General features: G+C 33.9%; 17 protein-coding genes. 6 read left to right on the top strand and 11 right to left on the bottom strand.

All coding sequences use genetic code 11. The features are described 5' to 3' along the window. The 3 genes from BBH99_RS22660 to BBH99_RS02120 all read left to right on the top strand — a co-directional run. A partial coding sequence (locus tag BBH99_RS22660; RefSeq protein ID WP_228390723.1) for a TraB/GumN family protein occupies positions 1–294 on the top strand: 294 nt, incomplete at its 5' end. Positions 295–519: 225 nt separating this feature from the next. Further along, entirely contained in the window at positions 520–972 is a 453-nt protein-coding gene (locus BBH99_RS02125) for a DUF1569 domain-containing protein (RefSeq protein ID WP_066691330.1), read from the top strand. 145 nt (positions 973–1,117) lie between these two features. Beyond that, complete coding sequence (locus tag BBH99_RS02120) at positions 1,118–1,672, top strand: hypothetical protein (RefSeq protein ID WP_066691327.1); 555 nt, start codon at positions 1,118–1,120, stop codon at positions 1,670–1,672. A gap of 40 nt (positions 1,673–1,712) precedes the next feature. Here BBH99_RS02120 and BBH99_RS02115 read toward each other — a convergent pair whose 3' ends face one another. Further along, positions 1,713–2,075, bottom strand: coding sequence for a winged helix-turn-helix transcriptional regulator (locus BBH99_RS02115; RefSeq protein WP_066691324.1), 363 nt, complete (start codon positions 2,073–2,075; stop codon positions 1,713–1,715). Positions 2,076–2,168: 93 nt separating this feature from the next. On the opposite strand from BBH99_RS02115, the gene BBH99_RS02110 reads away from it, so the two are divergent. Further along, the gene (locus BBH99_RS02110) at positions 2,169–2,630 is read left to right on the top strand and encodes a DUF3291 domain-containing protein (protein ID WP_066691321.1); all 462 of its coding nucleotides are present in this window, start codon (positions 2,169–2,171) and stop codon (positions 2,628–2,630) included. Positions 2,631–2,734: 104 nt separating this feature from the next. Here the strand turns inward: BBH99_RS02110 and BBH99_RS02105 are convergent, their stop codons facing one another. After that, positions 2,735–3,229, bottom strand: a complete 495-nt coding sequence (locus BBH99_RS02105) for an SRPBCC family protein (protein WP_066691318.1) — start codon at positions 3,227–3,229, stop codon at positions 2,735–2,737. A 200-nt stretch (positions 3,230–3,429) separates the two neighbouring features. On the opposite strand from BBH99_RS02105, the gene BBH99_RS02100 reads away from it, so the two are divergent. Continuing rightward, on the top strand, positions 3,430–4,074 hold the full coding sequence (locus BBH99_RS02100) for a hypothetical protein (protein ID WP_066691316.1): 645 nt from the start codon (positions 3,430–3,432) through the stop codon (positions 4,072–4,074). A 219-nt stretch (positions 4,075–4,293) separates the two neighbouring features. On the opposite strand, the gene BBH99_RS02095 is transcribed toward BBH99_RS02100, so the two are convergent. The 9 genes from BBH99_RS02095 to BBH99_RS02060 form a co-directional block, all read right to left on the bottom strand. Continuing rightward, the gene (locus tag BBH99_RS02095) at positions 4,294–5,322 is read right to left on the bottom strand and encodes a hypothetical protein (protein ID WP_066691314.1); all 1,029 of its coding nucleotides are present in this window, start codon (positions 5,320–5,322) and stop codon (positions 4,294–4,296) included. A gap of 206 nt (positions 5,323–5,528) precedes the next feature. Then, positions 5,529–5,957, bottom strand: coding sequence for a hypothetical protein (locus tag BBH99_RS02090; RefSeq protein WP_123872960.1), 429 nt, complete (start codon positions 5,955–5,957; stop codon positions 5,529–5,531). Positions 5,958–6,410: 453 nt separating this feature from the next. After that, positions 6,411–7,133 carry an ankyrin repeat domain-containing protein gene (locus BBH99_RS02085; RefSeq protein ID WP_066691310.1) on the bottom strand — a complete coding sequence of 241 codons (723 nt, stop codon included), beginning with the start codon at positions 7,131–7,133 and terminating at the stop codon, positions 6,411–6,413. Between the two features lie 205 nt (positions 7,134–7,338). Further along, complete coding sequence (locus BBH99_RS02080; RefSeq protein WP_066691307.1) at positions 7,339–7,692, bottom strand: cupin domain-containing protein; 354 nt, start codon at positions 7,690–7,692, stop codon at positions 7,339–7,341. A gap of 22 nt (positions 7,693–7,714) precedes the next feature. Next, entirely contained in the window at positions 7,715–8,131 is a 417-nt protein-coding gene (locus BBH99_RS02075; RefSeq protein WP_066691304.1) for a DoxX family membrane protein, read from the bottom strand. A 407-nt stretch (positions 8,132–8,538) separates the two neighbouring features. Beyond that, positions 8,539–9,327 (bottom strand): AraC family transcriptional regulator, encoded by a 789-nt coding sequence (locus BBH99_RS02070; protein ID WP_066691301.1) that lies wholly within the window; start codon positions 9,325–9,327, stop codon positions 8,539–8,541. Positions 9,328–9,460: 133 nt separating this feature from the next. Beyond that, a complete protein-coding gene (locus tag BBH99_RS02065) occupies positions 9,461–9,856 on the bottom strand; it encodes a DUF7674 family protein (protein WP_066691298.1) in 396 nt (131 codons plus the stop codon). A 51-nt stretch (positions 9,857–9,907) separates the two neighbouring features. Next, the gene (locus tag BBH99_RS22870; RefSeq protein WP_262487183.1) at positions 9,908–10,039 is read right to left on the bottom strand and encodes a hypothetical protein; all 132 of its coding nucleotides are present in this window, start codon (positions 10,037–10,039) and stop codon (positions 9,908–9,910) included. Positions 10,040–10,121: 82 nt separating this feature from the next. Continuing rightward, complete coding sequence (locus tag BBH99_RS02060; RefSeq protein WP_066691295.1) at positions 10,122–10,478, bottom strand: DUF7674 family protein; 357 nt, start codon at positions 10,476–10,478, stop codon at positions 10,122–10,124. Positions 10,479–11,433: 955 nt separating this feature from the next. Between BBH99_RS02060 and BBH99_RS02055 the strand changes: the two genes are divergently transcribed. Further along, entirely contained in the window at positions 11,434–12,447 is a 1,014-nt protein-coding gene (locus tag BBH99_RS02055; protein WP_066691292.1) for a nucleoid-associated protein, read from the top strand. The last annotated feature ends 178 nt before the right edge of the window (positions 12,448–12,625 follow it).

Raw genomic sequence — 12,625 nt, 5'->3', positions numbered from 1 at the left:
GCAAGCATTGATGGAAAGCTGGGTACCTATAATTCAGAAAAAGCAGGTCCCGGAACATTAGAATATAAGCTTAATTCACTCAATATTCCAGTTTTTATTCTGGATCTAAAAGCAATCAAAAAAGATGGGAACAAATTAGGCAATTGGATATTGCAGGACATTTTATTTCGTAAAACAGGATCAGGCACGGATAAAAATGAATTTATAAAAACCAATGTTGCTAACTCTTTTGATTATTTGATATTCATAAATAAATCAACAAATTCAAAACTTTTAAATGGCAGCTCAAGATAAAAAAATTGCAGTACTATAAAATCTAATACATATAACTAACATTTAGTTTATAAAATAATCCGGCGGTAAACTTTGTTTACCGCCGGATTCGCTTTTACCATATGATTATTTACAATTATTTGTAGTAATATTACACCGTTTAAAAAGAGAAAAAGGATAATGTAAACGGAAGGAATATTTTTAATAGATACAGATTGATTTTTTAGTAATATAACCATCATTATCATGAGAAAAAATCTTTTAAAAAAGGAAACGGCAGATCTCATTATTGCAAGGGTCAATAATTTATCGGCAATTCATCAACCTCAATGGGGTACAATGACAGCAGCCGAAATGCTTCTTCATTGCAATTCCTGTAACAGACAAATTCTGGAGGAGGAAAGAGGAAATAAAAAAACTCAACCAAAACAGTATCTACTGAGAATTCTTGCCCTTTATATAGCTCCTGGCTTTAAAAAGAATATCCAGGGTGAAACAGAGCACAATACCAAAGGAAAAGCCAATGATCTTGATTTTGAGAAATATAAAAGTGAATTTGTTGAATTAATTAGTCAATTTCCATTTAATACTAAGCCTTTAACCCTTTCTCATCCTGCTTTTGGAAATATTTCCACCAATGAATGGGGAATAGCAGCATATAAGCACATGGATCATCATCTGAGACAATTTGGAGTTTAGTTTTTTATTTTTTTCAATCATTAATTTTCCTGGTTATTTAGAGCATTATTAATTCATATAATAAAAGAATCGAATAGTTTTGATTTTATCATATTGCTGTATATTTATCAATTCATTCAATTTTATCATCGGAAATACAGAATATATGAAAAAGATTATTGGCATAATGGGCTTCCTGACAGTATTGACAGGTTGTAGCAATTCTGATCATAAAGAGCAGAGAAAAGATGAAACAAAAAAAGAACAGTCTTTGCCACAGAAAAAAGAATCAGGTTCTAAAGGGCCGGAAACTCCTGAGAATAGGATTTCTAAAGAAGAAGCTGTAAAACAGGCTGTAAAACAATTTGAAGCTTATTTACCTAATATTCTTAAAACTTATGATGATGGTGGGATTGATCTTCAGGAACCTTATGTAGGAGATTTTACAGGTGATGGAATAGAAGATGTAGTTATTTATTGGAATATTGCCCCTAAAGGCGGGAACGCCCTCATAGGCCAAGGTCTGTCTTTGTACAAGAATGACGGGCATACCGTTAAAGTGATTGCAGGATATGAACCAGATTATCTTTTCGCTTTTGATACCATTAAAAATGGAAAGATTATTGTAGAAAAACTGGAATATACAGAGGAGGATGGAAGATGCTGCCCCTCAATAAAAACTAAGCATGCTTTAACCATCAAGGGAAGCAAAGTATATTAAACATCTGCCATCTTAAAAATCTGAAATACACCTCAGACTTTTAAGATGGTATTTTATTTTCCAGAATATTTTTACCCCATTCATTGATATTATCCAGTAACGGAATGAAGGAAATACCCAATTCTGACAAGCTATATACGGTTTTCACCGGAGGTTTTGTTCCGAAAACAGTTCTGGTAATCAGTTTGTCTCTTTCCAACTGTCTCAACTGAAGGCTTAGGGTGGTCTCTGTAATAAAAGAAAGCTCTTTTTTAAGTTCTCCGAACCGTTTGTCTCCATTTTTTAAGTGACACAGAATGACTCCTTTCCATCTTCCGCCAATAAGGTCCATCACAAAACTTACGGCGCAGGGATAGGATTTTTCACCAATATTGATATAAGAAGTTTCACATTCTTTCTCCATCTTTTTTATAGTATCTAAATTGATAGTTATTTTATGCTAATGCTGTAGGGGCTATTTTTACACAATAATAGAAATAAAACAGTAAATAATAAAATGTATCAGTTAGCACAGATTAATGTAGCCAGGATGATTGGTGTAAATATTGAAGATCCGGTAATGAAGGAATTTGTAGAGCATTTTGATTCAGTGAATCAGCTGGCAGAAGAAAGCAATGGTTTTGTCTGGAGATTAAAGGATGAAGACAATAATGCCACCGGTTTTAACCCGTTTAATGATGAACAGGTTATTATTAATCTTTCGGTATGGAAGGATAAAGAATCATTAGAGCACTTTACTTATAAGACCTTCCATGTGGATTTTGTAAGGAGAAGAAAAGAATGGTTTCAAAAATATGGAAAGGCGTATTATGTGTTGTGGTGGATCAAAGAGCATCAATATCCTAGTATAGAAGAAGCACTGGAAAGGTTAGAACATCTACAGAAGAACGGACCATCAGAATATGCCTTCAGTTTTCAAACTGCCTTTCAAAAACCGGAATTAGATATTGAATATTAGGGTTCAAAAATTTTTTGGTTTTATCTAAGCTGGAAATTGAGAATCATCACACCTTCTAAAATAACTTCCAGCTTCCCTTATCTGGCCTCCAGCATTAAAACCAATTATAGACGATGCTGGTGCGGCCAGGGTTTTCCTTTTCCCGTTTCACAAAGCAATTTTAAGCTTCTCAAAAACTGTCCCCAGGTATAATTGCATTCCGCGAACATTGGTGAGTAGGTATCCCAGCCTTTATGCTGAAAAATAAGCAAGGTTCCACTATCATATACCAGTTGCTCGATCTGGCCTTCCATTTCCGGATGCATTTTGCGCAGTGTTTCCTTGTCTCCCGATAAAAGATGAAAAGAAATATCAGTTCCTATCCACTCGTGGGCGCCTGCAACACAATGCCATTGAACTTCTTCAAAGGGAGTAAGTTTTACTATTTTCATTTCTTTAAAATAATCAGGACCAAAGGAGAACCTGGCTATACTGCCCGCTTCAGCACTGGTTTTGGTATGCGGTGTCCACCATGCAGATAATCCGGGCTGGCTGCTGATGGCATGGTATACTTTTTCCCTTGATGCTCCAATCAGTAAAGAATGATAAATATTCAGCATATTCAATGATGAGTTATAATGGTTTGGTTTTTAATTGAATACTAAAAATACAAAATAAAAATAAATCATAAGATGAAAGAAAATGAAAATAAGAGAGAATGGTACTCTAATAAACCGTTTTTTGTACATTCGTACTGATCAAAGGCACGGATATAGCTTTTGAGCCGGAAATTTATACACCAAGTAAGCAAAATTAATGTATGAGGTATTTTACTATTGTATTAGTTATCATTTTATTACAGTCCTGTAATAAGAATAAAGAGGAAAAACTTAACATATCAGCCAAAACTGAAATAACGGAAAATAGTAAGGAAGCAGATTCAACAGTACATCATTCAAAACAGATTTCAGAGGAAGTAAAAGACGGGCAAGATGATGTCATGTTGGTAGAAGATATACGTTTCAACGGTAAGACAGAAAGAATTTTTGATCTTAAGGATTTTGAAAAGGTTTTCGGGAAACCGGACAGCATTAGGCTAATGGCTGATGAGGAGCCTTGTGCCTATATTTTTGAGGAAGGAACTCAGGAAGATAGATATCTGTATAAAAACGGATCTTGTTTTGAAAACAGTAAAGAGAAGGTAGGCGTTAATGAATTCAGATTTCTGAACGGGAATTATATTCTGTATAAAGGAAAGAGAATAGATGCCAAAACTACACTGGATGATATCAGAAAGATCTTTCCCAATTCAGTAAGAAACATACATCAGCTGGAACGTCCGGGGGAAGGAAAGCTTCCGGTTATCAGGCTAAGAGAAGATAAAGAGGGAATTTCTGACGGGCATATTAATGTATACTTTAAAAATAATCTGATACATTCAATCTGGTGGTGGTTTCCCTGTTAAACAACAGAATAGTATTTTTATATCAAGAAGTAACAACCAAACAAATATTAAAATGAAATTAACCCAATATCTGTCATTACTATTAATAGGTTTTTGTCCCAATTTGTCTTTTGGCTCAAGGATGAAAAGGGAAATTTTCAGCTTTCAGGAATAGAAACGGTGCCTTAAAATCAAAGAAATAGGATAAAATCAGATTCATTTCTGACTATTCTTAAGCTTTTAATGTTTTTTAGGCCTTATAAGATAATAAAGCTGATGTTCTTCATCAATGAGCAGCATATAATCTCCGTTTTTAGGCTGGTATACAAAAAAAGAAAAAGGATCTCTCACATAGTTGTCGGGATGCTCTATGAAAACGTCCTGTTTGTAATGAAGTGTCTTTTTGGGCATTTTGATGGAAAAATAGGATGTTCCTGTCCATCCATGATTTCCAGACCCATTTCCGGTTCCCCAGCTAAAGTTTTTTAAGCTCCAGAATGTACGGGCATTCCATTCTTTTTTCTGGACATGATCTCTTTGGATCAATCCTGAAGATTTATCAACCTCATAACCGGCATTGCTGAAGTCAATACCCTTTTTGTTGGGAGTGTTTTGGGGATAACCGTGCCAATCTTTTTCAGCATAAAAATAATTCCAGACATTGTCTTTAAATACTGTTAGTTTGTACTTATACTCATTTCCCGGGGAGTGAGAATGAATAATATCATCATACATATAATCTCTGTCTGCTATGATATCTTCCGTTTCGGCTACCGAAAATATTTTGGCATCATCTATATTTTTATACGGATAATGGGTGGTATCACCATCTTTTAACCAATTACTGTAGGTATTCTGATCTACATCTACAATATAATCATTAAAAGTCTGATAATTATGAACCCCATTTTCAGTATTATATTGGTATTGAAGACTGTCTTTTATTTGTCCTTTCAGGTTTATTTTATACCACGTATAAATATTGTCAGAGTTCTTTTTTTCAGAATCGTGATCTCTCTTGGTAATGATCACAATGGTACTGTCGTTTTCCTGAATAACAGGTTCATGGATACCACGGGATAGTTTAATGATTTCGTAATCATTATCTTTCAGGCTGTCCAGTGTTGTATATGATTGATATTGTTCCGGAAGCTTTTCAGATCTCAGCTTATACCGCTGGTAATACATTTCGGAATCCGGTAAGATCACCACAGCAATGATGGCAATGCTCCAGAGTATGACAGATTTCTTTTTGATATTTATTTTCATCGTATTGGTTTTTAGTTTTTATATCAGACGAAGTACAAGATTTTAACCGGAAAAGGTTAGAAAATAGTGCCCGGATTTTGTTCCTGATTCCAATATTGTTTGAGTAAAGGCAAAATACAATAAAATAAAGAATATTGAAAACAAAATATTATTTAAAAGTCTTTGAATGTTTAAAATTAAAGATGAACAGTTTTTATCAGGCCTTTTTACAAAAACATCAGCAAAAATATCAACAAAAGATATCCCTTAATGAGATGAGTAAAGATGTCCTGTTTCGGATAACGGTAAGCCCCCAACGCATTGAGAAGCAAAATTAAAAAATACAAGAATAAAAAAGTAAAGTGGGTGAAAATTCCCGGCCTTACAATAGAGTAGTAGAGATCAATTAATTTATCTTTTGGATGGAAGGCAAAATAAAAAATAGACTCATTGCTGTTCAACAGAGATCTGTCCGATGATTGTATCATCAGAGAAGCTGATTGTTCACCAGGTTTCGGGGGAGTTTTCAGCAGACTTAAAGTCCCGTTGCCTTTATTATAAAAGCTACATGGGTATTCTTCTAAAGAAAAAGTATAATAAGGAATCCTGTTGGAGGAAGCACGGACTTGCTTTACCGTTCCCTGTATTTTTTCCAAAGCATATGATTTTATCACCATTCGAAACGGGATATACAAAATTCCTAGTATGGAAAAAATGATGACAAAACGTTTAAACATAGCTTAAAAAATAGAAATGAAACCTTTTATTAATTGGATTCCTTACAAAATTAGGGATTATCTGTTTTCCTGAAGTTTATTATTCAACAATATCAGCAATTCTTTTTTCCCGGTTTCCAAAACATCTGTATCAGTCGTTAATACATCAGATTTAGGAGAAAAAATACTTTTGATAAGCTGAAGCAACTTGCTTTTATCCGTGTATTTTTCAGGATCTTTGGGATGGATAAAAATCTGTACACTCTTATAAAAGCCGCTATGAAAACTTTCAATATCTTTCCAGCTGACAGATAAAGCCTTTCCGGAATTTAATTTCAGTCATACTGTAAACTTTTCTAAGATAGATTCAAAAAAGAGAATCAGATATCTGTTTTATTTCAGAAGCTTCATAAGTTCTGTATTTTTATTGGCTTTAGCCATTTGTAAGGCTGTTTTTCCGGAAACAGTACCATTATCTGTCTCAAAAGTGATTCTTGATTTTTTATCGGCTCCCTGAGACAGTAAATATTTTGCAATTTCAGTCTCATTTTTTTCTACGGCAACCAATAAGGCATTATATCCATCGTAATTAAAGTAATCCATTGGGGAATCCTTTCCTTTTAGAGGAAGTTTTTTGATGAATTCCAGATCATTACTTTTTACTGCCAACAACAAAAGTTTACCCGGATCATCATAGCTAAGGGTTTGAGGTTGGTGGTTCAGATAGAGTTCTTTGGCAATTCCAAAATTTTCATGGAAGATGGCGGTGTATAATGCATTTTTAGCATAAGCTCCTTTTTTGATCAGGTAGAAAGTGATTTCCGGACTTCCATATTCAATAGCACCATCTACTAATTTTTTCTCCGTAGTGATATCAGCTCCTTTATTGACCAGATATTCTACCATAGGGAAATTCTTTTTCCAGATAGCAGCCAATACGGGTGCTGTTTCCCCCGGAAGAGTGGTTTTAATGGGAAATCCCTGATCCACTATTTTCTTTACCAGTGGGAAATTATTCTCACGGATGGCTGTATAGAAGGCATCAATCTGTTGTTTATTTTGGGCACTTAATAATGAAGACAAACATATAAGAACGGATATTCCGAATTTTTTCATTCCAGATATAATTTTAAAAGAGTGTAAAAATAATTAATTTCAGGGGATTACAGTGAAAGCGCAGTTTTATACTACTTCATTTTCCAGTCTTGAACCAGTGTTTTCAAGCAAATCTGTATTTTTATAGGTGAAAAATGGTATAAACGCCTAAACCTATGATGAAAAAAAATTCCACCACAGGTTGATTGTAAAATAGGTTGCGAGGTTAAAGGATTTCCACCTCTTCCGGAACAATGAACAGAATAATACAGCCGTTTTCTGATGTAACGGAATGTTTGAAGCCAGGTGGTGTATACAAATAATCTCCTTTTTCAAGGTTTCCACCTGCAATAACGGCATCACCTTCCAGAATGAAAAGTTCCTCACCGGCAGGATGGTTGTGATAAGGATAACTTGCTCCCGGCTCAAATTTTAAAAGAATTGTGGTAGATCGGTTTTGTTCAGGATCAAATTTTAAAGATTTTACAAAAATGCCTTTGTAGTGGATTCCTTTTTCAATTAAAGGCTGCCATTCTTTTTGTTCTGTTTTTACAATGTAATCGTTGATGCTAGTGTTCATGATATTCAATTTTAAATGATAATTAATGTGAAATTTGTTCTAAAGACCATGGATAACGGGAAAAAGTACTCAGTAAAAAAGCTCCTGCACTGAATACAAAGACGGAGTAATCCAAAGCTTCCTTACAGCCAAAAGAAATACTCATGGCTATCGCAAAAACTAAAGTCAGAACAGATGCAGAAATAGCTGTTCTACGGATCTGAAATCCCGCCAGCAGTAAAATGCCAATAGTTAATTCAGCAATGGTAGACAATACAGCAAGTGTGGGAATCCAGGAGTGAGGTAAGAATGAATTGACTTCAGCTGTATACTGAACAAAATTTTTCCAGCCGGAAGATTGTGCTCCCCAAAGATTCAACCGACTTGCTACTGCGGATAAAAATCCGGCTGCCAAGGCTATTCTCAATAAAAATCCAGCGATGTCCTGTCTTGTTTTCATAAGCGTAATTTTTAGGTCTTAATGACAGGTACAAAGTTCAGCGAAAGGCTTCGTCTAAAGAATAGACAATTCCGGGAAAAGCATATAATATTTGATGAAGTTCAGAATCCGGGTAAATAAATTATATTGAATCTGCTTTTAGTTCAAACGCAAAATTTTAAGAAACTTATGTTTTATTTTTAAGGAGGCAAAGATAGGATCAACGGAGTTGATTTGATGAAGCTCTGGATAACATTCGCTTCATCAGAATTGATTAATCGATTTTTTCTTAACTCACTTAAAAATAATGCGTATTTTAAATAAAAACTTTGCGTAAAAAAAAATGGAGGATAGAAAATTAATTATTTTGGACCTTTATATTAATTAAATTCTTAACACTGTTCCATTCTCCCGTTTCGTGATTTATTCTAATTCTTTACAGATTTTTGATAGTCTTTTGGAGAAAGCGAAGTATGTTTTTTAAAGAAGTTTGAAAAATAAAAAGGATCATTAAAACCAAGCTGGTAGGCAATTTCCTTAACACTCAGTTTTTCATAAAGCAATAATCTCTTGGCTTCAGAAATGGTAAGGCTATAGATGACATTCTGGGCTGTTTTATTGGTATGAAGCTTAGAAACTTCATTCAGTTTAGCTTCAGTGGTTGCCAAAGCATCAGCATGATAGGCTACAGGATGATTATCTGAAAAATGATTTCGGACACTTTCCAAAAATTTTAAGAAGAGTGCATCGGGTTTCCAAATTTCATCACCATTGGCAATTTTACTGCGGTTAATTTCCACCAGTAGCAATTCTACCAAAGAATGGGTGGAAATCAGATATTGATAAGGTTTTTCCTGAATTTCTTTTTCAATAAGGTTAAGTATGTCTGTGAAAAAATCAGGATGCTGAACGGTAATCATTTCATTCATTCCAAAGTGGCAGAATAGTCCGTTGTGAAAGATCAGCTCAATATCACTGTCGCTTTTACAGAAAAAATCCAGAGTAAATTCGAGGGCAGTAAGTTCACCTTCCACAGAGATCAGCTGATGGAACTGCCCGGAAGTAATAGTAACGGTTTGGCCACTTTTCAGGAAGAAAATATTTTCATCAATGAGAATTTCAGCAGTTCCTTTACTGCACCAGAACAAAGTATATTTTATCACCCGTCTTGGTTCGGGATGCCCTGTTTGATTAGCATATTTCTTTACTTCAATCATTTTTACCCTTATTTATATTTGCTGATGTGTGATTGACTAAACTTTCAGACTAAATTACAAAAAAGTAAACGATAAGAAATATAAAAGAAACGTAGAAAACTGATACATGTCCAGTTTTCTACATTTTTAAAAGTTATTTACCAAAATACAGCTGGTCCTGCTTCTGTTGCTCATTATAAATGATCTGGAAACTTACCGGCATATACTGGTAAAGAAGTTTCCAATGGGCCATCTTAGCATGTTTTTTAAAGCTTTCAAAAGATCTTACAAAGATGTTTTCGATCATTGTTCTTACATAGGAATTCCCGTTTCTGTAAAGGCCGTCCATCAGTTTAATATGATGGGCAATAATGTTGATCTTCGATTCCTGCAGCAGACCTTTCAGATAATTAACGGTTGCCTGCATAATCCCTGCAAAATTATCCTGAATAGATAATTGTATGATCTCTTTGCGAAGTGGCGGATAGAAAAATTTTAAGTATTCAACAGCTATTTTTTGATTAATAGTTTGCATTTTTACTTTCATCATAATTAAGAATTTTTCAAACACTTTTTATTGCAGCGAAATGTATACCAAAATTTAAAGGCATGCTGCAAAAATAAATACGCCTACAATTACGGCGATGTGAGTAAGTAGTATCTCTGTATTGTGCCTGTTAGTGGTGTTTTTCAAGGTTTTCCAGTCGGAAATTCTTCTGATTTTACTTTTCATAATCTATTGATTGTGAGTTATTTTTAATTTTGTTTAATTTAAACACTTTGTAATGAAACCATTTAAAAATGTAATAAACGCTTCATATGCCATGATTGTAAATTTGTCTTGAATAGCTGTTTTTCAGGTCAGAAGAAATGTGACTGAAGATCATTTGGCGGTATTCTTTGCTGCAAAACGCGGTAAAATTGTCCAGAGAATAAATAAAAGTGTTCTCAATGGCGTTTTTTAACAGCATATCTCCATGAAGGTACATTTTGTCTATTTTTTGTAAACTTTTGAACAACAGATTACTGTCATTCTGACGGATCATATTTTTAATACGTTCCGTGAAGGTCCGGATCACACTGTATGAATTGGGACTTTTGGTTTCATTCAATTCCGTTTCAAAGCCAGGAAACAATTCTTTGATTTCCTGTACAGCCTGTAAATAGTTCATAGTATATATTGTGTTAAATGTGGTTTTGCTCCAACAGTTTGATGAAGGCTCCAAACATGAAAATGATTAAAAAAACGATAAAAAGAAGGTGATAAGGCTTCAACCATTTTGGAGTTTGTGGTCCTCTGCTTTTTAATCTTCTTAATTTGTCTATGCGGTTTAATGTTTTCAAGTCCATTTTTTTATGTTTTGAAATTGATGATGCCAATGATATACCTTTGAAATTGAATTTTATTTAATTACCTGAAATATAAGTATTTGTGTGTTTGTTTTTGAAGTTTTAAAGATGGAAAAGCATTTCAAAATGATAAGGATTTTATCAAATTGGAAAATATGAGCAAGAACCATTAAGAGGTAATAAGGTTTTAAGAGTATTAAGAATCGTTTTGTTTTAATCTGAGGTATTTTAAAACCAGACCTTAAGTTTTTTCAAACGCAAGGAATTAGTGATTCGAATGTTTTATTTTAGGAGGCTAAGGGTGTGACTGTCATTCATGAAGCTTTATGGCTATGTATATGCTTCGTAAGAATCAATTCATTGATTCTACTCTTTGCTCCCTTAATATAAAGCGATATAATTATTTTTCTTTGCGTTTTTTTTTTAGTAGATGATGTTACCGGTTCAATGTACAGAGCCTGTCATTTTGATGAAGGAAGAATCTCTATATCAAATTATAATACAGAGATTCTTCATTACGCTTCTGAACTACGTTCGCAAACCTTCAGCTTGTATTCAGAATGACAACCATCAATTGTTAGAAAAGAATAATAGAAGGTATATCCTAAAAATCTTATATTTTCATCTTTAGTGGTCTTTTCTGCAGTATTATTTTAAACTTCTAAAGTGAACTAAAGTGTTTAAAAAAATAAAAACTTTTGTGTCTTTTGTGGTTTAAAAAATTCAGTTTCATGTGAAGAATAGAATGAATATCTTTGCAGTCCAAATATTCAGAAGATGTTTTCAAAAATCATAGTACACAGAGTCGGAAATAAGATTAACGGAGATTCTCTAACGCTTTCCCAGGAGGAATTGAAGCTGGAAGAAGGAATGGCAGAGATGCTTGAGGATTACTTTTTAGGATCATTCAAGTCGGAAGAAACTTTTCATTTTTACAGTGACACCTACCTGGTGAATAACCCGGTTTACAGTGCCGTATCTGAAATTTTTGAAGATAAGTCCAAGTTTATCTGGGAGTCTGAGAATATTGCAAAACACCTTTTTGAAGCTGCTGAAAATCCTAGAGTTCAGAGTGGAGAATTGTTCATAGTATTATTTGAAGACGAAAGTGACCGTCCGGATAAAGTGGATAAGATAGGAATCTTTAAAACAGAGAAAAGAGAATCATTCCTGAAGATTAATCCTGCGGAAGAGACATTTGATATTGAAAAAGATCAGGGAATCGGTTTATCTAAAATTGATAAAGCAGCTTTAATCTACAACAATAATAAGGATACAGGGTATGTACTTTCTGTAGTTGATAACAACAAAAACGGAGATATGTATTACTGGTTTGAGGATTTCTTAAAGGTAAAACAGCGTGATGATGAGTATTTCCACACTCAGGAAGCACTGATGGTTTACAAAGATTATATCACGAAGCAGCTTCCACAGGAATTTGAGGTTTCCAAAGCTGATCAGGCAGATTTCCTGAATAAATCCATCAACTTCTTCAAAGAAAAAGAAGAATTCAAACTGGATGAATTTGCGAATGAAGTATTGGGCGATGAGCATGTCATTGAAAGTTTTGTGAACTTTAAAACCGATTACGAACAGGATATGCAGGTGAATATTGCAGAAGAATTCCCAATCAGTGAAGCGGCGGTGAAAAAGACACAGAGACATTTTAAAAGTATTATTAAATTAGATAAAAATTTCCATATCTACATTCACGGAGACCGTCAGAAAATTGAGATGGGAGAGGATGATAAAGGAAAATATTACAGACTGTATTTTGAGAAAGAGGTATAATTGAGAAGAGCTTTAGAAAGTTGGAAGCAGGAGGTTGGAAGTTATGAAGGCCACAAGAACTGATATTTATTTGTTTTATTTTAGGTGAAATTTTAAATAGTTAGTTGATGGTTAGTCATTATAACTAAAAGTAACTTCCAAGCCTCCCTCTTCAATCTTCCTGCTTTTCATAAATAAT

The organism is Chryseobacterium contaminans, from assembly GCF_001684955.1.
In the GTDB taxonomy this organism is placed as follows: domain Bacteria; phylum Bacteroidota; class Bacteroidia; order Flavobacteriales; family Weeksellaceae; genus Chryseobacterium; species Chryseobacterium contaminans.
The sequence above is the reverse complement of the archived record's forward strand: the minus strand, read 5'-3'. Positions and strand labels throughout refer to the sequence as shown.